Source organism: Agathobaculum ammoniilyticum, assembly GCF_025567315.1.
GTDB classification, from domain to species: domain Bacteria; phylum Bacillota; class Clostridia; order Oscillospirales; family Butyricicoccaceae; genus Agathobaculum; species Agathobaculum ammoniilyticum.
The window spans coordinates 1-22,558 of record NZ_JAOQJE010000001.1; the positions used below are offsets into that span (position 1 = coordinate 1).

Sequence of the window (22,558 nt, forward strand, 5' to 3'; positions counted from 1 at the left end):
AACACAGTAGTTAAGCTCATTTACGGTGACAATACTTGGCTGGCGACGGCCTGGAAAGATAACTCGATGCGCACACCACGAAAGCAGCAACTTTGGTTGCTGCTTTTCTTCTGTTTGAGGAGGGAAAAGCATGTATCAATATATTTTATTTGATCTGGATGGGACACTGACCGATCCGCGAGAGGGAATCACAAGGTCTGTGCAGTATGCGCTCGGCAAAATGGGAATTGATGCGCCCGATCGAACAGCCTTGGAACATTTTATCGGTCCGCCGCTCTATGATGAATTCATTCGCTGCTATGGATTTGACGATGCTGGCGCAAAGCAGGCGGTCGCGGCTTACCGAGAGCGCTTCAGTGTGCGGGGCTGGAAAGAAAACCTTTTGCTTTCAGGCGTTCCGGAGTTGTTGCGGGCGCTGAAGGACGCAGGAAAGAAAGCGGCCATTGCGTCCTCCAAGCCAACGGTTTTTGTGGAGAAAATTTTGCAGAGGTTCCAGATCGACTCTTATTTCGATGTCGTTTCCGGCGCCACGCTGGATGGTGTGATCTCTACCAAATCACAGGTTGTCAGGCAGGCGTTGGAGATGCTGCAGGTGCGGGAACGTTCCGAAGCGGTTTTGGTGGGGGACCGGATGCATGACGCGGAGGGGGCGCAGAACAACGGCATCGCGTGTATTGGTGTTACCTTTGGCTTTGGCGGCAGGGATGAGTTGGCTTGTGCCGGCGTAGACCAAATTGTTGATACGATGGAAGAACTGCGGGAATTGCTTTTGAAGTGAGGAACAACGCGGAAAGGCGGCTGGTGACAGCCGCCTTTTTTATTTCCAGGGTGGTTTTCCGTCCATCCAGCCCTGCGTTTTCCAGTAGGCATGGTCGCTGGCTGTAAGGCCGCCGCCCATTTTGCGGCTGAGCCAGTACCGCATGCGTACACCGCAGCGCGGTTCGACCGGGGCGGGTTGGAGCCTGCGGGCGAGGCGCTGCATATCTCGCCGCATTTTTTCTTTTCGCGATTCGCTTAGTTCGGCAGCTTTCAGCGCCATCGAGCGGATGCCGTAGGTATATACCCGCCCGACGCCCCACCAGTTTACGCTGTCTTTCATATCCCGCAGCGTCTGCCTGATGCCGCTTCCCGCAGCGGTTGTCAGCAGGACGGCGGTTTTGTGCGCCAGTTTACTGTTTGGACGATGGACGATCCAGCGGTTGCCCAAGTGATCCAGAAAGGATTTCATTGCGCCGGTTACATGGTAAGCATACACCGGACTGGCCAGAAGAATAACGTCGGATGCGTCGATTGCCTGTAAAATAGGCTTGAGCTGTGCGGGTGCCTGCTGGCATAGGGGTTCGCTGGCTTCAAAGCATGCGCAGCAGCCGCTGCAGAAGTGACTGAAATCCTGTGGGAGAAAAAACTCCGAAAATGTACTACTGTTATCCTGTGGAAGCGACTGCATCAGTATGCGCGCCAGCAAAACGGTGCTGCCTGCGTGGCTGGTTCCATAAATCGCGGTGATCTTCATATTTTCAGCTCCTTTGTATTTTGTCGGCCAAATACCGCAGCCGCTCCATCGGGAACGGGCGGCCGTGGGCCGGATAAATCATGCTGCAGTCCAGCCTTGCCAGACGCAGCAGGCTGTCTCGCGCGGCCTGTGGGTTTTCGCTGTATCCAAGCAGGGCAGGGTGTAGAAACGACATAACGGCGTCGCCTGCGAAAAGGCAGTCCTCCACCAGTAGCGCGCAGGAGCCGGCGGTGTGTCCTGGGCAGGGTATCGGTGTTGCGCTGGGCGGCAGTCCGTCCGGCACGAGGAAGGCCGGTGAAAAGGGGACGTGTTTCTCCTTTTTTCGGCCGCTGCGGACCGCCCTGATGTCCGGTGCCGGCGGCATAACAAGGGCAAGGTCAGCAGGGTGCAGCGCGGCGGGGATGCCGTAATATTCCTGTAAAGCGGCGGCATGGCCGATGTGGTCGGTATGGCCGTGTGTCAGGAACAGCAGTTCGATCATATGCGGGTCAACCGTGCGCTGCAGGTGTCCGAGGAACCGACGATCCCATGCGATACCGGCGTCGACCAGCAGCGTCCGGCCGCTCCATTGAATCAGCCAACAGTTTGTCATTCCGGAACGGATACGGTGAATACGCATGTTTTTCCTCCTTGCTTTTCTGGCCAATGCAGAGTATAATGCAGGTGACACATTCGTGTCAAGGCGTTTGGCGCAAGTGACACGATGGAAGAATCTTTGTGTCGGGAGATGGGCCGAGTGGAAAAAAGCCAAAACCCGATTGCCGTCCGATCTCGCTCCATGCTGCAGCAGGCGATGCTGGAACTGCTCACGGAGCAACCCTATGGGCAGATTACGGTAACGGCGCTGTGCGAACATGCGCAGCTCGGACGGAAGACCTTTTACCGCAACTACGCGGAAAAGGATGACATATTGCGGGAATATATCGCCTGCCTGGCAGACGGCTTTCTGGAAAAGCTGCGGGAGCAGGCCCCCTTTGGCGATACCGCGTTCGCACAAACGCTGTTCGCCTATTGGAAGCCGTACGCGGACCTGTTCCGTCTGTTGGAGCAAAGCGGCGAATTCCGGTTTGTGCAGCGGGAATTTGAACGGGTGGCTGCGCGGGTCGGCGGCTGGTTTACCTGTCCGGAGGCCATGAGGGAGGACCGGACGTTCCAGCGGTATTGCGCCAGCTTTGTGTCGGGAGGCTGCTACGCGCTGCTGCGGGACTGGATGTGCGGAGGCGCCGTCGAACCCGTGGAGCAAATGACCACGCTTTTTTGTCAGATTCGACGACTGAAAGCATAGAGACGCGCCTTTACCAGGGGGTTCAAGTGTGGTAAAATAACAATATGCAGGCTTTGACCGCGCTGTCCGCTGGAAGGCGGTATCGGGAAACTATATGCGGCCGGCCTGTGTTTGTTTCTTCTAAAGCGCAGGAAAAGCAGGAATTTACCCGTAGCTGTGGATAGTTGGCGCCAGCGACGCCATAATGGGAGGGAGAAGGATGATTCAATACCAGTTGCCACTGCTGGCGGTGCGGGATGTGGAGGTTTCCAAGCGGTTTTACCACGACCTATTTGAGCAGGAGGTGTCGATGGATCTGGGGCGGAACGTGACGTTTTCGGGCGGCTTCGCGATCCAGCAGGATTTCGACTGGCTGGTAGGCATCCCCAAATCCACAATCCTGCACCAGACGAATAATATGGAGCTGTATTTCGAGGTCGACGATTTTGAAGCCTTTTGGAGCAGGCTGCAGCAGCATCCGGACGTCGATCTGGTGCATGGACCCAAAACGCATGAATGGCACCAGCGCGTGGTGCGACTTTACGATCCGGACTGGCATATGATCGAGGTAGGGGAGTCCATGACGGTCGTTGTGCAGCGCCTGCTGCGCGAGGGGAACGATGTGGAGCGGACCGCGGAAATGACCCAGCTTCCGGTCGGGTTTGTGGAACAGTGCAGGAAAGGTATGGAATAAATATGTTTGGTTATCAGGCGGAGTTCGTCGACTGCGGCGATGCCCGCATTGCCTGTTATGATATTGGCCGCGGCAAGCCGCTTGTCCTGCTGCATGGAAACGGTGAGGACAGCGCGTACTGGAAAGCACAGGTACCGGAGTTTACGCGGTTTTACCGCGTGATTGCGGTGGACAGCCGGGGACACGGCGCCTCGGAAAGCGGCGCGCATGGCCTGTCGTTCGACCAAATGGCGCAGGATTTGAAAACCGTATTGGATGCGCGCGGGGTAAAAAAAGCGCATATCCTCGGCTTTTCGGATGGCGGCAACCTGGCGATCAAGTTCGCGCTCACCTATCCGGCGTATGTGGACAAGCTGATCCTGAACGGCGCCAATATCGAAATGTTCGGCGGCATCAAGCCGCATATCCAGCTTCCGGTATATGCGGGGTATGGCGTTCTGGCCGTGCTGGGGTGCCTGAGCAAAAAGGCGGCCCGCAAGCGTGACGTGATGGGCCTGATGGTTCATCCTTACGGCGTGGGCATGGACGATCTTGCCCGCCTGACCATGCCGACGCTGATCATCGTGGGCGAGCATGACATGGTGCGGGCCAGCCAGACTAAAGAAATGGCGGCGCGGATCCCGCACTGTCGGGTCGAGGTGTTTCGGGATGGGGACCATTTTGTTGCGGCAAAGCAGCCGTCCCGTTTCAACCGGACGGTGATAGAATTTTTACTGGGGAGATAGACAACATGCAATTCATCAAAGCGGGAGAGCCTGCGGACAGCAACATTTTCAATAAGTTGGACGAACGCAAGCGCCGCCTGCTGGCAAGCGGGCGGGATGTGATCAATTTGTCGATCGGCACGCCGGATTTCCAGCCGGACCGGCATGTGATGGAGGCGGTCAGCCGCGCGGCGCTCGATCCGGAGCAGTATAAGTATTCGCTGACCGAGACGCGCGCGCTGCTCGACGCGGTGCAGGACTGGTACAGCCGCCGCTATGGCGTACAGCTTGCGGACGAGGAGATCATGGCCGTATGCGGCTCGCAGGAGGGCATCGCCCATGTCTGTTTTGCGTTCGCGGGGCCGAACGACCTGATCCTCGCCCCCGACCCGGGCTACCCGATTTTCTCTTTCGGCCCGCTGATGACCGGCGCTACGGTTGGCCTGTATCCGCTGCGGGCGGAAAACAACTGGCAGCTTGATTTCGCGGATATACCGGAGGAGGTCGCCAGCCGCGCCAAAGCGATGGTTGTATCCTATCCGAACAATCCGACCGCTTCGGTCGCGGACCGGTCGTTTTATGAGAGGCTCGTGGCCTATGCGCGCGAGCATCAAATCATCATCCTGCACGATAACGCCTATTCCGACCTGCTCCTCAACGGGGAACAGGGGCTGTCATTCCTGTCCATACCGGGCGCAAAAGAAGTCGGGATCGAATTTAATTCCCTTTCCAAGACGTATAACCTGACCGGCATGCGCGTATCATTTGCGCTCGGCAACCGTGAGATAATCAGCCGGTTCCGCGCGTTCCGCTCGCAGATCGACTACGGGATGTTCTATCCCATCCAGGCGGGCGCGGTCGCGGCGCTGACCGGACCGCAGGAGATTGTTGCGCGCAACCGGCAGGGCTACATGGCGCGACGCGACGCGCTGTGCGGCGGCCTGCGCAAAATCGGCTGGGATGTGCCGGACGCGCAGGGTACCATGTTCGTGTGGGCGAGAATACCGGAGCGGTTCGGCTCGTCAATAGAATTCGTGCTGGAGCTGATGGAAAAAACCGGAGTGATCTGCGTGCCGGGCAGCGCGTTCGGCGGGCAGGGCGAGGGCTATGTCCGATTCGCGCTGGTCGTACCACCCGAACGGATGCGGGAAGCGGTCGAACGGATCGTGGAAAGCGGTATTTTGAAAGGGTGACCTTGTGATATGAAGATTGACCATGCGGCGCTGTATACCTTCGATTTGGAGCGGCTACGCGCCTTTTATGAGGATTACTTCGACGGTAAAGTAAACAAGCAGTATCGGAATGAGAAAACCGGTCTGCAGACCTACTTTATTTCCTTTGCGGATGGCGCGCGGCTGGAGCTGATGACGCGACCGGAATTGGAGGAATGCGAGCGGTCGCGCCTGTGGACAGGCTGGACCCACTTGGCATTCAAAGCGGGGACGCGCGAAAATGTGGACGCGCTGACCGAGCGTCTGCGCGCGGACGGCTATGAAGTGACAAGCGGGCCGCGCGTGACGGGTGATGGGTATTATGAAAGCTGCGTGCTCGATCCGGATGGAAACACGGTCGAAATCACCGCGTGAGCTGATCCCGCGGACAGCGAATAAAAGGAGCGGAAGATGAAATTAATTTCCTGGAATGTAAACGGACTGCGCGCGTGCGTGGGCAAGGGCTTTTTTTCGTTTATGGAAGCGGAGCAGCCGGATATGCTGTGTCTGCAGGAAACCAAGCTGCAACCCGAGCAGGCCCCGCAGATTGAGGGATACTATGAATACTGGAATTCAGCGGAAAAAAAGGGGTATTCCGGCGTAGCCCTGTTTTCCAAAACCGAGCCGGAGGCGGTTTCTTACGGCCTTGGCATTGACGAGCATGACCATGAGGGGCGCGTCATTACGGCGGATTATGGGGCGTTTTATCTGGTTACGGTCTACACCCCCAATTCGCAGGATGAGCTGAAGCGTCTAGATTATCGGATGCGCTGGGAGGACGACTTCCGCGCCTACCTTCAAAAGCTGGATGCGGAGAAGCCGGTCATTGTGTGCGGGGACATGAACGTTGCGCATCAGGAGATCGACCTGAAAAACCCCAAAACCAATCGCCGCAACGCAGGCTTCACCGATGAGGAGCGCGCCAAAATGACCGAGCTGCTCAGCGCAGGCTTTACAGATACGTTCCGGCATTTTTATCCGGAGCTGACGGGCGCGTACTCCTGGTGGAGCTATCGCTTCAAGGCGCGGGAGAAGAACGCGGGCTGGCGTATCGACTACTTCCTGGTGTCCAACCGGCTGATCGGTCGTGTCAAGGCCGCGCGTATCCTGAGCAATGTGTTCGGGTCGGATCACTGTCCGGTGCTGATCGAGCTGGAGTGATGGGAGTAGAGTGGGAAAAGGACTGGTTTTTGCCTGAGGCGCAAGACGATGAGATCTTTGTGTCTTGGCCGCCTTGGGTGCCTGAGGACGACGCGCCGCCCGACCCGTGGGAGCGCCCCGATCTGCCCGACCTTGACGAGGAGCAGGCGCTACCGTGGTCGCCCGAGATGCCGGTTGAGCCCTGCCCCTGCTGCGGGGCGGATATCCCCCAAAATCCATCGTGGGGGTATATCTGTCCGACCTGCCTGTGGGAGATCGATTACGACGCGCAGGATGCGCCCGAGGAACCGAGCGACCAGAACCACGGCCTTTCGCTGGAGGAGGCGCGGATGAATTTCCGTACCTTTGGGTGCAGCAGCCCGTGGCTTATAGAGAGGGAAAACGAATAAAAAACACGCTGCTTTGGCAGCGTGTTTTTCTATAGGTTGCCGGCTATCCGAAAAAGTGAAGCAAGCCCTCCAGAACAGAGATACAAAGAGGGAGGGTAATTACGGAAAGCAGTGTGGAAAGCGAGATGACGCGCGTGGAAAATAAGTAATCCGTGCCATAGATCTGGCCAAACATGGCCGAGGCAAGTGCGCAGGGGGCGGCGGTGCCGGTCAGCAGGATGATCTTGGACATGTGATCGAGCGGGATGAACAACAGCAGGACAATGGCGATCGCCGGAATCAGCAACAGGCGCACAGCGGAGACTTTCCATATCTCTTGATCGGTAAAACACTCCCTCAGATCGATCTGGGCAAGGAAGCAGCCGAGCGAAAGCATGGCGAGCGGCGTGTTGAGATCGCCCAAAAAATCCACGGCTCGGAACACCAGCTCGGGGAGCTTGACAGGCGAGCAGAACAGGAGAAAGCCGCATACGGTAGCGAGCAGGGCGGGATTCAAAAGGATATTCCGGATGCCGTTGCCCTCCTTGCCGCCGGAGAGCTGCTGCACGCCGTAGGTCCACAGAATGATCGCCATGCAGGCAATGCTGGATGCGCCGAGGAAAACCCCGTCCGAGCCGAACATCGCATCGAGCAGAGGCAGGGCCATGAAGCCGTTATTGGTCAGTACGACGGAAACACGGCAGTCCGCATAATTTTCCGTTTTTTCCGGACGGTAGACGCGGTTTGCAAGCGCGATAGAGATCAGGAAAAAAAGCATGCTGCACACAAAAGTGACGCCCAAGGCGTAGCCAAGATGGGCGTCGAACGGGCGCTGGAACGACCGCAGCAAAACAAAAAACACAATGTACTTATTGAGCAGCACAGTGAGGCTCTGTGTCGTCTGGTTGGTAAAAACGTTTCTGCGGAACAGGACATAGCCCATCAGGATGAGCAGGAACATGACGATGATTTGCTGCAGGACGATCAGACTGTTGGTGAACATGGGCTTCCTCCAGTTAACAACTTCTTAACACTTTACATCATACGCGTTTTCGCAGAATTTGTCAATTTGCCGAGGGTATGTTTTTCCCGCCTGCCGCATAGGGTGGAACAAAAAGGGAGGACGGAACGGATGAAAAAGATCGTTTGTCTCGCGCTGTGTTTCTGCCTGCTGCTCCCATCTGCGCTGGCGCTTCCGGAAATGGGGCCGCTGAACGCCAAATCGGCCGCGCTCTATGCGTCGAACGGGCAGGAGCTGTATTCCATGAATGCCGACGAGCCGCTGCAGCCCGCGTCCGTGACAAAGATCATGACCATGCTGCTGGCGATGGAGGCGCTCGAACGAGGAGAGGTTACGCTGGATACGATGATTACCGGTAGCGAGTATGCCTGCTCGATGGGTGGGACGCAGATCTGGCTGGAACCGGGCGAGCAGCTTTCTCTGGACGATATGCTCAAGGCGATTGCGGTCGGCTCGGCCAATGACTGTGCGGTCGCCGTGGCTGAGCATCTGGCGGGAACCGAGGCGGCGTTCGTCGAACGGATGAACCAGCGCGCGGCCGAGCTTGGCTGCACGAACACGCAGTTCATCAATGCCAACGGACTGGACGGCATGGGCCAGAAAACGCTGACCTCGGCGCGCGACCTGGCGCTGATCTCCTGCGAGCTGTTGCGGCATCCCAAAATACTTGAGTATACGGGGATTTGGATGGACAGCATACGGGATGGAAAGTTCACGCTTGCCAACACCAATAAAATGCTCAAAAGCTATCAGGGTTTGACCGGCCTGAAAACAGGGTATATTTCAGAGGCAGGGTTCTGTATTTCCGCTTCCGCCGAGCGGGATGGGCTGAGCCTGGTCGCGGTCGTCATGGCTGCGCCGACCAAGGAGGCGCGCATGGCGGACGCCACGGCTCTGCTCAATTACGGCTTTGCCAACTTTTGCGCCTACACGCCGCCGGACGGGCTGCTGGAGCCGGTGCCGGTCGCGATTGGGAAAAGCGGCTCGGTAATGCCGCGGATGGAGGGCGGCGGGTCCATTATTGTGGAAAAGACCGAGGCGGAAGGGCTGGAAACCCGTCTGGATCTGCCGGAAAAGCTGACCGCGCCGGTCGAGGCGGGGCAGCAGATCGGGGAGCTGTCCATCCTGAACGGAGAGGAAGTGCTGCTCACCGTGCCGCTGACCGCTGCGGAGAGCGTGGAGGCCAAAGGGGTAGGAGATCTGTTTCTGTCCTTCTGGAATGCGGTTCTGGCAGGCGGCCAATAAATTGATACAAACTGACGAGGAAATTTGTAAATCATGCTTGAGGTTTTGGGCAAACTATGCTACACTAAACATAACCTCAAAGGTTGGGAGGAATAAACCTATGGTAAAACTTATTATTGGCGGTACCGGCTCTGGCAAGACCAAGGAACTGATCGACCAGGTCAACACCGCGGTAAAAGAAGAAAAAGGAAGCGTAGTATGTGTTTCGCGCGGCAATAAGCTGACGTTTGATATTTCGCATGATGCGCGGCTGATCGATGCGACCGATTACCCGATCAAGGATTACGCAAGCCTGCTGGGATTCCTGAGCGGTATCCATGCCGGCAATTATGACATTACCCGCGTTTTCATCGACGGCCTGTATAAGATCACCGGCGTTAAGGATGTCGCCAAGGCGGAGGCGTTCTTGGATGCGCTGGACGCGTTTTCAGCCCAGCACAGCGTAAACTTTACCGTCTCGTTGAGCGAGGAGCCGTCGTCCGCGACCGAAAGCATGAAGCGCTTTTTATAAGAGATACTTAGGATACGCGGAACGCTCCTGCAATGGCTGAAGCAGCGACATTCCTTTTGAGAATATTTGCCTTTCAATTGGATATGCTGATGTATGAGACAGGCGCCTCGCAGATTTGGAAAGGTCTGCGGGGCGTCTGTTTTAATGTTCCCAGCGGCGCCACCGGATGCCGGAAAGCTTTGAAAAAACAGGCAGTCTGGACAGGGGGAATGAAAATGGCTTCGGAATGCCGGCGCGGTTGGGAGCGCATATTTTTTGTCCGTAAAGGCTCTGGTTGCAATTTATAATAATTGAGCAATTCCATTGTGCATATTGCCTAACATTGTAGTAAAGCGGGAAATATCTAAGAAATTTCTGATAAAAAGTGTTTCACTTTTTGGTAGGGTTAGGTATAATAAGACTGATGTGTAGGGATAGGGGACAGCCCGCCTTCGGGCGGCGTCTGTGCTCGCTGCATCAAATTGTGGCCTGGGGGAATGCGGATGAGGAAAAGCGAAAGCAAATGGTCGGTACTGCGCTATCTGGCATATTTCAGCCAAGTAGGATGCACGGTGGCTGTACCGCCCCTGCTCGGCTGTTTCGGAGCAGTTTGGCTGCGGGACAGGTTCGGCTGGGGGAACGGCGTGGTGATTGCCGGGCTGCTGCTCGGCGTCGGGGTTGCGGTTTGCGGCCTGCGGGATTTCCTGCGGTTCACCGAGCGGAAAGCCAGAGAAAGCGAAAGGAAGGAGAAAATGCCGTGACAGGGATGGAGATCGTCCGCGAGGAAACACGGCGCATGCTGCGCGGCATGATACCGCTGGCGGTGATCGCGTTTGGCGTATTCCTGCTGGCGGGGGCGGATCCGGCGCGGAGCGCCGTAAGCCTGCTGTTGGGGACATGCTATTCGCTGCTGCTGTTCCGGATGATCGGGAAAAGCGCGGCCAAGGCAGTACTCTTCCCGCCGGCGCAGGGGACGAGGATCGTCCGGCGCGGATATTTTTTCCGGTATCTGCTGACTGGTGTGATGGTGTTTCTGGCAATCAAGCTGCCGTTTCTCCATCCGCTCGCAGCAGTCGTTCCGCTTTTCTTTCCCAAAATCATTTTACTGTGGTCCATGTATTCCAAAGGAAAGGGGGGTAGACGTTGAATGTTGAAATAAACGGCCCTAAGGTATTGGGCTATCTGTTTGGCAATCCCAATCTGCCGATCACGGAAACTATGCGCAACGCATGGATCGTGATGGCGGTTATTCTGTTTCTTTGTATTTTTCTGACGCACCGGATGCAGAAAATCCCCAAGGGGAAGCAGGCGCTGGCGGAAAAGGCTGTGGTAATGATCGACAACCTGGTCGAAAATACGATGGGGAAAGGTTGCCAGGCATTTTCGCCCTATATTGCAACGCTGCTGATGAGCTCTCTCTTCGGCTCGCTGGCCACGTTGTTCTGGATGCGTCCGGTGACGGCAGACCTGAATACGACGCTTGGCTGGGCGCTGATTACTTTTGCGCTGATCACATTCAATAAAATCAAGTACAATGGGATCGGCGGTTATCTCAAGGGCTTCCTGGAGCCGGTATTCGTCATGGCGCCGCTCAATGTGCTCAGCGAGATCGCGACACCTGTTTCGATGTCGTTCCGTCATTTCGGCAATATGGCGGGCGGCCTAGTCATCTCGACACTCATCATGGGCGCGCTTCAGGTGCTGTCCAAGGCGGTATTGGGCTTCCTGCCGGTGCCGCTGCTGCAGATCGGCCTGCCGGGCGTCCTGTCGCTGTACTTCGACTGCTTTACGGCATGCATGCAGGCGTTCATTTTCAGCATGCTGACGATGGCTTACGTCGGCGACGCGCGCGGCAGCAGTTGATCCGTCAAAAAAATTTCACCATATCCATTTGAAGTTTCAACAACATTATTTCAGGAGGAAAAAACTATGGGTATCGATTCTAACGCATTTGTAGCAGGTATGTCCGCCCTCGGCGCCGGTATGGCGATGATCGCGGGCCTAGGCCCTGGCATCGGCGAAGGGTACACCGCGGGCCAGGCGTGTGCGGCGATCGGCCGCCAGCCGGAGGCGCAGGGCGATATTACCCGTACCATGATTCTTGGTATCGCCATGGCGGAGTCTACCGGTATTTACGCGCTGGTTATCGCGCTGATCCTGCTGTTTGCCAACCCGTTTGTCGGCAATTTCTGAACCGGACGCAGGCGAACGGATAAACGGAGCGAATCTCCGTTTGGGAAGGAGGTAAAACAGTGGATATATTCCAGTCCTTTGTCTATATCAACTGGTGGAATATCCTCGTTACGATGTGCAATACGCTCATCACCTTTTTGATCATCAAGAAATTCCTGTTTGGGCCGGTGCGCAGGATGCTGGCGGCCCGCGAGCAGGAGGTTCAGGCCATGTACGCCACCGCGGAAAAGGCGCAGACCGAAGCGGAAAGCATGCGCAGCGAGTATACGGAACGCTTGTCCAAGGCCAAGGAGGAGGCGGCCGAGATCGTCGGCTCCGCCACCCGTCGGGCGACGGTCCGCAGCGAAGAGATCCTCAAGGAATCCTCGCAGCAGGCGGCTGCCATGCTGAAGAAAGCGGAAAGCACGATTGAGCAGGAGCGCAAAAAGGCGATGAATGAGCTTAAGGATGAGGTCGCGGGCCTTTCGGTCATGATTGCCTCCAAGGTGGTCGAGCGTGACATCAAGGAAGAGGACCATGAGCGCTTCATCGAAGAGTTTATCGACAAGGTAGGGTGAGCAAGTGGCTGATATTGTAAGCGAACGCTACGCACTGAGCCTGTATGAAGTGGCGGCGGATGAGAAAAAGGAAAAAGCCTATCTCGACGAGCTGACCGCGGTCTGCGAGGTGTTTGGGCGCGAGCCTGACTTTCTGAAAATGCTCACCACGCCCTCCATCGCACTGGAGGAAAAGCAGAACGTCCTGCGGAAGGCCTTCGAGGGACGGATCGAACCATTCCTGCTCAATTTCCTGATGCTGATTACGGAAAAAGGCCGCGTCGGCCTAGTTCAGGATATGCGTCAGGCCTATAAAGAGCACTATTATTTTGAAAACGGCATCGTGGAGGTGCGCGCGGTCACGGCAAAGCCCATGAGCGCCGCGCTGACCGAAAAGCTGAAAGAAAAGATGAGCGCCGTGACCGGCAAGCAGGTGGTGCTGGAAACGTCGGTCGATCCGCAGATCATCGGCGGCATCGTTGTCAAGCTGGGCAACGAGCAGTTCGACACCAGCCTGCGCACTCGCCTGAGCGAGCTTGCCGCGCGGCTGACCAACACTATCGCGTAAGGAAGTAGGTGACTTTATGGAATTACGCCCCGAAGAGATAAGCAATATTATTAAAGAGCAGATCACGCACTATCAGAGCCAGATCAAACTGACCGATGTCGGTACGGTTGTCACGGTCGGCGACGGCATCGCGCACGTACACGGTCTGGAAAACTGCATGTCCGGCGAACTGCTCGAATTTCCGGGCGGCGTATACGGCATGGCGCAGAACCTGGAGGAGGATCTCGTCGGCGCCGTTATCCTGGGTTCGGACCAGAATATCCGTGAGGGCGACACGGTCAAGCGCACCAAGCGCATCGTTGAGGTACCGGTGGGCGAGGCCATGCTCGGCCGCGTTGTCGACGCACTGGGCAAACCGATCGACGGCAAGGGTCCGATCCATACCACGGAGGCGCGTCCCATTGAAAGCCCGGCGCCGGGCATCATTGAACGCGCGCCCGTTAATGTGCCGCTGCAGACCGGCATCAAGGCAATCGACTCCATGATCCCGATCGGACGGGGCCAGCGTGAGCTGATCATCGGCGACCGGCAGACCGGCAAGACTGCGATCTGCCTGGATACCATCATCAACCAGAAGGGGACGGGCGTTATCTGTATCTATGTGGCGATCGGCCAGAAGCGCTCGACCGTCGCGCAGGTGGCGGAGACGCTGGCGCAGAACGGTGCGATGGATTATACCTGCATCGTAGCGGCGACCGCGTCCGAGTCCGCGCCGCTGCAGTATATCGCGCCGTATGCGGGCTGCTCGATTGGTGAATTCTTTATGCATAAGGGCAAGGATGTGCTGGTTATTTATGATGACCTGTCCAAGCACGCAGTAGCGTACCGCGCCCTTTCCCTGCTGCTCCACCGTCCGCCAGGACGCGAGGCGTACCCGGGCGATGTATTCTACCTGCATTCCCGCCTGCTCGAGCGCGCGGCGAATATCCAGGATGGCGGCTCGCTGACCGCGCTGCCCATCATCGAGACGCAGGCCGGCGACGTTTCGGCGTATATCCCGACCAACGTGATTTCGATTACGGACGGCCAGATCTTCCTGGAAACCGAGCTGTTCAACTCGGGCATCCGGCCGGCGGTCAACCCCGGCATTTCGGTATCCCGTGTTGGCGGCAACGCGCAGATCAAGGCGATGAAAAAGGTCGCGGGTACGCTCAAACTGGCCTATTCGCAGTATCGCGAGTTGCAGGCGTTCTCGCAGTTCGGCTCAGATCTGGACGCGGATACCAAAAAGCGTCTGAATCAGGGCGAACGCATCGTCGAGGTGCTCAAGCAGCCGCAGAACAGCCCGATTCCGGTCGAGAAGCAGGTTATCATCATTTACGCCGTCATTTCGGGCGCGCTGCTCGATATTCCGGCGGACCAGATCGGCGAGTTTGAGAAAGAGTTGTTCGCGTTTGTGGACGGCGTGTATGGAGACATTCCGGAAACCATCCGCGCGACCCGCCAGATGGACGACGATATCAAGGAAAAGCTGACCAAAGCGATCGAGGAATTCAAAGCAAAGTTCCTTTCCGAGCACTGACGCGGAAAGGGGGACTGAGCAATGGCTTCCGGAAACATGAAAGATATCAAGCGCCGCATTAAGTCCGTGCAATCCACCATGCAGATCACCAAGGCGATGGAGCTGGTGGCATCGTCCAAAATGCGGCGTGCCAAGGAGCGCGCGCTGGCCGCGCGGCCGTATTTCAATACAATGTACCGTACCGTTGCCCGCTTGGCTGCCGCCACGCGGAGCAGCGAATCGGTCTATACGCGCCGCCGAGAGGTCAGGAACAGCCTGTTCATCGTCATCGCGGGCGACCGCGGGCTGGCGGGCGGCTACAACGCCAATGTATTCAAGCTGGCGGCGGCCGAAATGGAGGGCAAAAACGCGCAGGTCATCACGATCGGCAAAAAGGCGCAGGAGCATTACGCCAAGCGCCCCTGGCCGGTGGCCGCAGATTATCCGGCCATCGCCGAGGGGATGAAGATTGGTGATACCCATCCGATCGTGGACGGGTTGCTCCGCCTGTTCCGAGAGGGAAAGGCGGACGAGATATTCCTGTGCTACACGGAGTTTGTCTCGCCGTTGCAGCAGGAGGCGAAGTGCCTGCAGCTGCTTCCGGCGCGCTTTGAAGACGCGGCGCAGGAAGCGCCCGCGGGCCCGCGCGTGCTGACCGAATACGACCCCTCGCCAGAGGCGGTGTTCGATGCGGTCATACCGGAATACCTGTACGGCGTGCTGTACGGCGCGGTGGTGGAGAGCTACTGCTCCGAGCAGTCCGCGCGCCGCATGGCAATGGAGGCTGCCTCCGACAATGCCAGCGAGATGATCGAAAACCTCAACCTGTCCTACAACCGCGCCCGTCAGGCGGCCATCACGCAGGAGATCACCGAGATCGTCGCGGGTTCGGGCGAGGTCGGCGCATAGGATGATAAGAATTAGGAGTTTTGCCAATGAGTGAGCAGAATATTGGCACCGTCGTCCAGATTATCGGGCCGGTGCTTGACATCAAATTTGCCGCCGACGCACTGCCGAAGCTGCTGAACGCCATCACGATTGACAACAAAGGCCGGACCGTTACGGTCGAGGTCGCGCAGCATATCGGCCAGGATACCGTGCGCTGCATCGCGATGGAGTCCACCGACGGCCTGGTGCGCGGCATGAAAGCGGTCGATACCGGCGGGCCGATCACGGTGCCGGTGGGCGATAAGAACCTCGGCCGCATCTTCAACCTGCTCGGCCAGCCGGTGGATAACAAGCCGCCGGTCGAGGGGGAGGAGCGCTGGCCGATCCACCGCCCCGCGCCCTCCTATGAGGAGCAGGAGTCCACGACCGAGATCCTCGAAACCGGCATCAAGGTCATCGACCTGATCGCGCCATACGCCAAGGGCGGCAAGATCGGCCTGTTCGGCGGCGCGGGCGTCGGCAAGACGGTTATTATCATGGAACTGATCAACAACATCGCCAAGCAGCACGGCGGTATTTCAGTATTCACCGGTGTGGGCGAGCGCACCCGCGAGGGCAACGACCTGTATAACGAAATGCAGGAGTCGGGCGTTATCAACAAGACCGCGCTCGTCTACGGCCAGATGAATGAGCCGCCCGGCGCGCGTATGCGCGTGGCGCTGAGCGGCCTGACCATGGCGGAGTATTTCCGCGATGTGGAAGGGCAGGACGTGCTGCTGTTCATCGATAATATTTTCCGCTTCACGCAGGCCGGTTCGGAGGTTTCCGCGCTGCTCGGCCGCATGCCGTCGGCGGTAGGCTACCAGCCAACGCTCGCAACCGAAATGGGTGCGCTGCAGGAGCGTATCACCTCCACCAAGAAGGGCTCGATCACGTCCGTGCAGGCGGTTTACGTTCCGGCGGACGACCTGACCGACCCCGCGCCGGCGACCACGTTCTCCCATCTGGACGCCAAGGTCGTGCTGTCGCGTGATATCGCCTCCATGGGTATTTATCCGGCGGTGGACCCGCTGGATTCCTCCTCGCGCATCCTGACCGCGGACGTTGTCGGCGTGGAGCATTACGAGGTCGCCCGCGCGGTGCAGTCAATCCTGCAGAAATACAAGGATTTGCAGGATATTATTGCCATCCTCGGCATGGATGAGCTTTCCGACGAGGATAAGCTGACCGTTGCCCGCGCCCGCAAGATACAGAACTTCCTGTCGCAGCCATTCCACGTTGCGGAGCAGTTCACGGGCTTCCAGGGCAAGTATGTGCCGATTGCGGAAACCATCCGCGGGTTCAAGGAGATTCTCGCGGGCCAGCATGACGGCCTGCCCGAGTCCGCGTTCCTGTTCGCCGGCACGATTGACGAGGTAGTGGAGAAGGCGAAGAAGGGGGCATAACATGGCTACCTTTCACTTGAAAGTACTGACCGTGGATCGCTGTTTTTACGACGATGCGGTCGACCGGATTGTTGTCCGCACAACGCAGGGCGACGTTGGCATCCTGCCGAACCATGTGCCGTATACGGCGGCGCTCGGCATCGGCGGCCTGACCATCCTCAAGGATGGGGAGAAGCGCGTGGCGGCGGTTGCCGGCGGCTTTGTGGACGTTTCCAGGGAGGAAACCGTCGTGCTGGCGCGCACCTGCGAGTGGGCGGATGAAATCGACGTTCACCGTGCCGAGGAGGCCGCGGAACGCGCCCGCCAGACCCTGCAGCAGAAAGAAAGCGACCATGAGCATGACATCGCGCAGATCAAATTGAAAAAAGCGGTCAACCGTATCCGTATCGCGGGGGATAAATGACTGCAATAAAAAAACGTCCGGCCTAAGGCCGGACGTTTTTTATATGGGTATGGACCTGCGGGGAGGGGATTACGGCTCGTCCTCGAGGCAGGTTTCAATCATGGAGATGACGACGTTGTTCCAGCTTGTGTCGTTCTCCTTTGCGATCGCGTCAATTTTGGAAACAAGCGACTGCTTGATGTAAATTGTTTTATAGACGCTCTCTTCTTTTTCGAGAGGACGCCGAATGTTCCATTTCATACTGCTCACCTGATTATAGTTTACAGGAAATGCAGAAAATAGGATACCTTAGAAAAATACCATGTAAGGATACCATAGATTTTTCTGGTAAGGCATACATCCTTGATGGGCATTAAAATTAAAGGGGAGATGATGTGTATGGACACGATTGTATGCGAAAATAAGTGGTGCATTCATTATCAAAAGAGCCGCTGCACTTTCGATGAAATCGAAATCAACAGCTATGGGATGTGCGCGGACTGCGTTATGCGCGATCCGGATGAAACCGAGCTGAAGCGCTTCCCCAGGCGCATGCTCGACACGGATTTTCCGGAAACCTTTCCGGAAGAATAAGCAGAACGCCGTGCGGCCGGTTGAACCGCACGGTGTTTTTTGCTATACTGAAACCAGATACCGAAAGAAATGGGGAAAGAAAATTGAAACGGATACGGGGGCAAATGTCCGAATCGCTCCTGCTGGGCGCGCTGCTGGCCGTGGCGGGCGGCTTTTTCGACGCTTATACCTACCTGTGCCGCGGCGGTGTGTTCGCCAATGCGCAGACCGGCAACATCGTGCTGTTCGGGCTGGAGCTGGCGCAGAGGGAATGGATACGCGCGCTGGGCTATCTGGTGCCGATTGTGGCGTTCGCGGTCGGCGTTGTGGTGGCCGAGGTGGTCAAGCACCGGTACAAGGTGCAGCAAAATCGGGATATCAATATCCACTGGCGGCAGATCATCGTCCTTGCGGAAACCGTGCTGGTCGCCTGCATGGCCTTTTTGCCGCAGGAGCGGAACACGGTTGTCAACAGCGTGATCTCATTCGTCTGCGCGCTGCAGGTGGAAGCGTTCCGCAAGGTGCAGGGCAGCGCGATCGCCACAACCATGTGTACCGGCAACCTGCGCTCCGGTACCGAGCAGCTTGTCATCTGGCGGCAGACCGGCGACCGTGGCGCCGCAAAAAAGATGCGCAATTACTATGCGATCATCCTGTTTTTCATCCTGGGCGCGGTGCTGGGCAGCTTTGCGACCGGCTGGCTGGGGGAGCGGGCGCTGCTGCTGACCTGTGCGCCGCTGCTGGCGGTGTTCGGTATTATGTTCATCGCGGAGGAGCGGGAGGGGCGCGAAACGCGCGGTTCTCTGGAAAATTAGCACAAAAGCAAAAGGGAATGGAAAAATCCATTCCCTTTTTATACAAAAATATCCTTGACTTATTATGCAAAATCATGGTATAATAAAACGCTTAACAAAATCGGGAAATTATCCCGACTCCTAAATACATGTTAGCACGGTCTTGGTCAAAATGCAAGACCCAAAATGATATTTTTGCCACGCCGCCGGGCGTATCAACACCAACACAGCCGAAAGAAACGGAGTGATCAAAGCACATGAAGGTGAAAGACGTACAGCACGGCAAAACCACGCGAAAGAGCTTTGCACGCATCAACGAGATATTGGAGATGCCCAATCTGATCGAGGTGCAAAAAAAGTCCTACCAGTGGTTCCTTGACGAAGGACTGCGCGAGGTTTTCGCCGATACCGCGTCCATCACGGACTACACCGGCAATCTGGAGCTTTCGTTCCTCGATTACTCGATGGACGAGGCGCCGAAGTACAGCGTAGAGGAATGCAAGGCGCGCGACGCCACATATGCTTCGCCGCTCAAGGTCCGCATGCGCCTGCGCAACAAGGAAACCGGCGAGATCAAGGAGCAGGAGATCTTCATGGGTGATTTCCCGAAGATGACCGATTCCGCAACCTTTATCATCAACGGCGCGGAGCGCGCGATTGTCTCCCAGCTCGTCCGTTCGCCCGGCGTCTACTATGGCAGGGAGTATGACAAGACCGATAAGCTGCTGCTGTCCGCAACCGTTATCCCATACCGCGGCGCGTGGCTCGAATATGAGACCGATGCGAACGACGTGTTCTACGTCCGCATCGACAAGAACCGCAAAATCCCGATCACCAGCTTTATCCGCGCCATCGGCGTCAAGACCGACGCGGAGATCAAGGAACTGTTCGGCGAGGACCCGCTGATCGTCGCCACGCTCGACAAGGACCCCGCCCATACCTCGGACGAGGCGCTGATTGAGATTTACAAGAAAATGCGCCCGGGCGAGCCGCCCACGGTCGAGTCCGCGACCAGCCTGATGGACGCGATGTTCTTCGACGTGCGCCGCTATGATATTTCCGCGGTCGGCCGCTATAAATACAACAAGAAGCTGGACATCGCCCGCCGTATCACCGGCCATAAGCTGCTCGAGCCGGTGGTCGATCCCATGACCGGCGAGGTGCTGGCCGAGGGGGAGGAAATCCTCACCCGCGACAAGGCGCGCCTGCTGTCCCGTCGGGGCGTCAACCATGCTGTGATTGAATCGAGCGAGGGAACTGCCGTCAAGGTGTTCGGCAACGGCATGGTCGATATCGGCGACTTCCAGGAGTACACCGGCTTTACCGCTGAGGAGCTGGACGTAAAGGAAAAGGTGCGCTTTTCCGTACTCAAAGAGATCATCGATTCGGGCGCTTCGGGCGACGAGCTGAAAAAGACCGTGCAGACCCGCATTCACGACCTGATTCCCAAGACTATCATCGTGGACGACATGCTCGCCTCGATCTGCTACCTGCTCAACCTGGGTCATGGCATCGGCACGACCGACGACATCGACCACCTGGGCAACCGCCGCCTGCGCTGCGTGGGCGAGCTGCTCCAGAACCAGTTCCGTATCGGTTTCAGCCGCATGGAGCGCGTTATCCGCGAGCGCATGACCATTCAGGATTTGGACATCGTCACCCCGCAGTCGCTGATCAACATCCGCCCGGTGACCGCGGCCATCAAGGAATTCTTTGGCTCTTCGCCGCTCTCTCAGTTCATGGACCAGAACAACCCGCTGGCAGAGCTGACGCACAAGCGCCGTATGTCCGCGCTTGGCCCCGGCGGCCTGTCGCGCGACCGCGCATCCTTTGAGGTGCGCGACGTACACTATTCGCACTACGGCCGCCTGTGTCCGATCGAGACGCCGGAAGGTCCGAACATCGGCCTGATCTCGTATCTGGCGACCTATGCGCGCATCAACGATTTTGGCTTCATCGAAGCGCCGTACCGCATCATCGATAAGGAAGACGGCCGCGTGACCGACCAGGTGCAGTATATGACCGCGGACGTGGAGGACGAGTATATTGTCTGTCAGGCCACCGAGCCGATCGATGAAAACGGCTACCTGCTGAACGACCGCGTCACCTGCCGCATGCGCGACGAGTTCGTCGAGGTAGACCGCAAGGACGTTGATCTGATGGACGTTTCGCCCCGCATGATGGTTTCGGTTGCGACCGCTTTTATCCCGTTCCTCGAGCATGACGACGCAAACCGCGCGCTCATGGGCGCGAACATGCAGCGTCAGGCTGTGCCGCTCTTAAAGACCGAAGCGCCGGTCGTGGCCACCGGCATGGAATACAAGGCGGCGGTCGACTCGGGCACCATCCCGCTGGCCGAGAGCGACGGCGTCGTCACCCGCGTGACCGCGCGCGAGGTCGTCGTGCAGTATGACAACGGCGAGGAAAAGACCTATCATCTGACCAAGTTCCTGCGCTCCAACCAATCCACCTGCATCAACATGCGCCCGATCGTCGATCTGGGCGAGCGCGTCAAGGCGGGCGACGTGCTGGCGGACGGCCCATCGACCGACAGGGGCGAGATCGCGCTTGGCAAGAACGCGCTGATCGGCTTTATGACCTGGGAGGGCTACAACTACGAGGACGCCGTCCTGCTCAACGAGCGGTTGGTGCGCGACGACGTGTATACCTCGATCCACATTGAAGAATATGAATCCGAATCCCGCGACACCAAGCTCGGGCCGGAGGAGATCACTCGAGACATCCCGAACGTCGGCGAGGACGCGCTACGCAACCTCGACGAGCGCGGCATCATCCGCGTGGGCGCGGAGGTGCAGGCGGGCGACATCCTGGTCGGCAAGGTAACCCCCAAGGGCGAGACCGAGCTGACCGCCGAGGAACGCCTGCTGCGCGCGATCTTCGGTGAGAAGGCGCGCGAGGTGCGCGACACCTCGCTGCGCGCGCCGCACGGCGAATCCGGTATCGTGGTGGACGTCAAGGTGTTCACCCGCGAGAACGGCGACGAGCTTTCGCCGGGCGTGAACATGGTTGTGCGCGTGTATATCGCGCAGAAGCGCAAAATTTCGGTCGGCGATAAGATGGCGGGCCGCCACGGCAACAAGGGCGTTGTATCCCGTATTCTGCCGCAGGAGGATATGCCTTTCCTGGAGGACGGCCGTCCGCTTGATATCGTGCTTAACCCGCTGGGCGTTCCGTCCCGTATGAACATCGGGCAGGTGCTCGAGGTACACCTCGGCTTCGCGGCGAAAAAGCTCGGCTGGAAGGTTGAAACCCCTGTGTTCGACGGTGCGACCCTGGACGACATCAAGGAGACCTTGGTTGCCGCCGGCGTGGGCGAGGACGGCAAGAGCGTTGTTTACGACGGACGCACGGGCGAGCAGTTTGACAACCGCGTTACCGTCGGTTATATGTACTACCTCAAGCTGCATCATCTGGTAGACGATAAGATTCACGCCCGTTCGACCGGCCCATACTCGCTGGTCACCCAGCAGCCGCTGGGCGGCAAGGCGCAGTTCGGCGGCCAGCGCTTCGGCGAAATGGAAGTCTGGGCGCTTGAAGCCTATGGCGCCGCCTATACCCTGCAGGAGATCCTGACTGTCAAGTCGGACGATATCACCGGCCGTGTCAAGACCTATGAAGCGATCGTCAAGGGCCATAACGTGCCGCAGCCGGGCGTGCCGGAATCCTTCAAGGTTCTGGTCAAGGAGCTGCAGAGCCTGTGCCTGGACATTCAGGTGCTCGACGAGAACATGGAGGTTATCGAGCTGGCGGACGACGAGGACGACGATGCAGATTTCATCCGCCCGATGGAGCAGGCTGTTTCGGGCGCGGATGATGAATTCACCGCGGCTGGCTTCGGCATCAACGACGCCGAGGAGGGCGACACCGATCTCTTTACACTGGACAGCGCCGACGAGGACGGCGACGATGCCGAAGGTGATTTTGACGACGGCCTGGGCGAATAAGCCAGCGGCCGGCCGGAATCATCTGTGAATTGGGAAGGAGCA

At 57.8% G+C, this 22,558-nt stretch carries 28 protein-coding genes; 24 read left to right on the plus strand and 4 right to left on the minus strand.

Translation table 11 applies throughout. The features are described from left to right. Positions 1-130 precede the first annotated feature (130 nt). Complete coding sequence (locus OCV66_RS00005) at positions 131-778, plus strand: HAD hydrolase-like protein (RefSeq protein ID WP_054327706.1); 648 nt, start codon at positions 131-133, stop codon at positions 776-778. Between the two features lie 39 nt (positions 779-817). On the opposite strand, the gene OCV66_RS00010 is transcribed toward OCV66_RS00005, so the two are convergent. Together OCV66_RS00010 and OCV66_RS00015 are read right to left on the minus strand one after the other, a co-directional pair. After that, the gene (locus OCV66_RS00010; RefSeq protein WP_054327705.1) at positions 818-1,513 is read right to left on the minus strand and encodes a flavodoxin family protein; all 696 of its coding nucleotides are present in this window, start codon (positions 1,511-1,513) and stop codon (positions 818-820) included. Between the two features lie 4 nt (positions 1,514-1,517). Beyond that, entirely contained in the window at positions 1,518-2,132 is a 615-nt protein-coding gene (locus OCV66_RS00015) for an MBL fold metallo-hydrolase (protein ID WP_054327704.1), read from the minus strand. Between the two features lie 117 nt (positions 2,133-2,249). On the opposite strand from OCV66_RS00015, the gene OCV66_RS00020 reads away from it, so the two are divergent. The 7 genes from OCV66_RS00020 to OCV66_RS00050 all read left to right on the plus strand — a co-directional run bounded on the left by OCV66_RS00020 (position 2,250) and on the right by OCV66_RS00050 (position 6,936). Continuing rightward, complete coding sequence (locus tag OCV66_RS00020; RefSeq protein ID WP_159068213.1) at positions 2,250-2,798, plus strand: TetR/AcrR family transcriptional regulator; 549 nt, start codon at positions 2,250-2,252, stop codon at positions 2,796-2,798. A 202-nt stretch (positions 2,799-3,000) separates the two neighbouring features. After that, positions 3,001-3,471, plus strand: coding sequence for a VOC family protein (locus OCV66_RS00025; RefSeq protein WP_054327714.1), 471 nt, complete (start codon positions 3,001-3,003; stop codon positions 3,469-3,471). A gap of 2 nt (positions 3,472-3,473) precedes the next feature. After that, positions 3,474-4,196, plus strand: a complete 723-nt coding sequence (locus OCV66_RS00030; protein WP_147573626.1) for an alpha/beta fold hydrolase — start codon at positions 3,474-3,476, stop codon at positions 4,194-4,196. A 5-nt stretch (positions 4,197-4,201) separates the two neighbouring features. Continuing rightward, positions 4,202-5,368 (plus strand): aminotransferase class I/II-fold pyridoxal phosphate-dependent enzyme, encoded by a 1,167-nt coding sequence (locus tag OCV66_RS00035; RefSeq protein WP_147573627.1) that lies wholly within the window; start codon positions 4,202-4,204, stop codon positions 5,366-5,368. Positions 5,369-5,377: 9 nt separating this feature from the next. Then, positions 5,378-5,761 carry a VOC family protein gene (locus OCV66_RS00040; protein WP_054327700.1) on the plus strand — a complete coding sequence of 128 codons (384 nt, stop codon included), beginning with the start codon at positions 5,378-5,380 and terminating at the stop codon, positions 5,759-5,761. Positions 5,762-5,797: 36 nt separating this feature from the next. Then, a complete protein-coding gene (locus OCV66_RS00045) occupies positions 5,798-6,547 on the plus strand; it encodes an exodeoxyribonuclease III (protein ID WP_054327699.1) in 750 nt (249 codons plus the stop codon). Beyond that, a complete protein-coding gene (locus OCV66_RS00050; RefSeq protein ID WP_082397243.1) occupies positions 6,547-6,936 on the plus strand; it encodes a CPCC family cysteine-rich protein in 390 nt (129 codons plus the stop codon). Before OCV66_RS00045 ends, OCV66_RS00050 begins: the two co-directional genes overlap by 1 nt. 43 nt (positions 6,937-6,979) lie before the next feature. Here the strand turns inward: OCV66_RS00050 and OCV66_RS00055 are convergent, their stop codons facing one another. Further along, positions 6,980-7,918, minus strand: coding sequence for an AEC family transporter (locus tag OCV66_RS00055; protein WP_107632048.1), 939 nt, complete (start codon positions 7,916-7,918; stop codon positions 6,980-6,982). 129 nt (positions 7,919-8,047) lie between these two features. Between OCV66_RS00055 and OCV66_RS00060 the strand changes: the two genes are divergently transcribed. From OCV66_RS00060 to atpC, 13 genes are all read left to right on the plus strand, one after another. Then, positions 8,048-9,181, plus strand: coding sequence for a D-alanyl-D-alanine carboxypeptidase family protein (locus OCV66_RS00060; protein ID WP_054327696.1), 1,134 nt, complete (start codon positions 8,048-8,050; stop codon positions 9,179-9,181). Positions 9,182-9,281: 100 nt separating this feature from the next. Continuing rightward, positions 9,282-9,692, plus strand: a complete 411-nt coding sequence (locus tag OCV66_RS00065; protein WP_054327695.1) for a hypothetical protein — start codon at positions 9,282-9,284, stop codon at positions 9,690-9,692. A gap of 32 nt (positions 9,693-9,724) precedes the next feature. Next, positions 9,725-9,979: a hypothetical protein gene (locus tag OCV66_RS00070; RefSeq protein ID WP_107632050.1), complete on the plus strand. Its 255-nt coding sequence runs from the start codon at positions 9,725-9,727 to the stop codon at positions 9,977-9,979. 195 nt (positions 9,980-10,174) lie between these two features. Further along, entirely contained in the window at positions 10,175-10,432 is a 258-nt protein-coding gene (locus OCV66_RS00075) for an AtpZ/AtpI family protein (RefSeq protein ID WP_054327694.1), read from the plus strand. A gap of 5 nt (positions 10,433-10,437) precedes the next feature. Further along, entirely contained in the window at positions 10,438-10,818 is a 381-nt protein-coding gene (locus tag OCV66_RS00080) for an ATP synthase subunit I (RefSeq protein ID WP_243182342.1), read from the plus strand. After that, positions 10,815-11,534 carry a F0F1 ATP synthase subunit A gene (locus OCV66_RS00085; protein WP_242977956.1) on the plus strand — a complete coding sequence of 240 codons (720 nt, stop codon included), beginning with the start codon at positions 10,815-10,817 and terminating at the stop codon, positions 11,532-11,534. The genes OCV66_RS00080 and OCV66_RS00085 overlap by 4 nt, the downstream gene beginning before the upstream one ends. Before the next feature lie 66 nt (positions 11,535-11,600). Continuing rightward, positions 11,601-11,864: an ATP synthase F0 subunit C gene (atpE, locus tag OCV66_RS00090; RefSeq protein WP_054327692.1), complete on the plus strand. Its 264-nt coding sequence runs from the start codon at positions 11,601-11,603 to the stop codon at positions 11,862-11,864. 59 nt (positions 11,865-11,923) lie between these two features. Next, positions 11,924-12,421, plus strand: a complete 498-nt coding sequence (gene atpF / locus OCV66_RS00095; RefSeq protein ID WP_082397241.1) for a F0F1 ATP synthase subunit B — start codon at positions 11,924-11,926, stop codon at positions 12,419-12,421. Between the two features lie 4 nt (positions 12,422-12,425). After that, entirely contained in the window at positions 12,426-12,968 is a 543-nt protein-coding gene (gene atpH, locus OCV66_RS00100) for an ATP synthase F1 subunit delta (RefSeq protein ID WP_054327691.1), read from the plus strand. Between the two features lie 16 nt (positions 12,969-12,984). Next, positions 12,985-14,490 carry a F0F1 ATP synthase subunit alpha gene (gene atpA, locus OCV66_RS00105; protein WP_107632052.1) on the plus strand — a complete coding sequence of 502 codons (1,506 nt, stop codon included), beginning with the start codon at positions 12,985-12,987 and terminating at the stop codon, positions 14,488-14,490. 21 nt (positions 14,491-14,511) lie between these two features. Continuing rightward, complete coding sequence (gene atpG / locus OCV66_RS00110) at positions 14,512-15,378, plus strand: ATP synthase F1 subunit gamma (RefSeq protein WP_054327690.1); 867 nt, start codon at positions 14,512-14,514, stop codon at positions 15,376-15,378. 26 nt (positions 15,379-15,404) lie between these two features. Beyond that, complete coding sequence (atpD, locus tag OCV66_RS00115; RefSeq protein ID WP_054327689.1) at positions 15,405-16,802, plus strand: F0F1 ATP synthase subunit beta; 1,398 nt, start codon at positions 15,405-15,407, stop codon at positions 16,800-16,802. 1 nt (position 16,803) lies between these two features. After that, positions 16,804-17,205, plus strand: coding sequence for an ATP synthase F1 subunit epsilon (gene atpC / locus OCV66_RS00120; RefSeq protein ID WP_054327688.1), 402 nt, complete (start codon positions 16,804-16,806; stop codon positions 17,203-17,205). A 69-nt stretch (positions 17,206-17,274) separates the two neighbouring features. Here the strand turns inward: atpC and OCV66_RS00125 are convergent, their stop codons facing one another. Next, positions 17,275-17,445 (minus strand): hypothetical protein, encoded by a 171-nt coding sequence (locus tag OCV66_RS00125; RefSeq protein ID WP_153802391.1) that lies wholly within the window; start codon positions 17,443-17,445, stop codon positions 17,275-17,277. A 138-nt stretch (positions 17,446-17,583) separates the two neighbouring features. Between OCV66_RS00125 and OCV66_RS00130 the strand changes: the two genes are divergently transcribed. The 3 genes from OCV66_RS00130 to rpoB all read left to right on the plus strand — a co-directional run bounded on the left by OCV66_RS00130 (position 17,584) and on the right by rpoB (position 22,516). Then, positions 17,584-17,778: a hypothetical protein gene (locus OCV66_RS00130; protein WP_054327687.1), complete on the plus strand. Its 195-nt coding sequence runs from the start codon at positions 17,584-17,586 to the stop codon at positions 17,776-17,778. Between the two features lie 104 nt (positions 17,779-17,882). After that, a complete protein-coding gene (locus OCV66_RS00135; RefSeq protein ID WP_082397240.1) occupies positions 17,883-18,572 on the plus strand; it encodes a YoaK family protein in 690 nt (229 codons plus the stop codon). 236 nt (positions 18,573-18,808) lie between these two features. Next, entirely contained in the window at positions 18,809-22,516 is a 3,708-nt protein-coding gene (rpoB, locus tag OCV66_RS00140) for a DNA-directed RNA polymerase subunit beta (protein ID WP_147573629.1), read from the plus strand. The last annotated feature ends 42 nt before the right edge of the window (positions 22,517-22,558 follow it).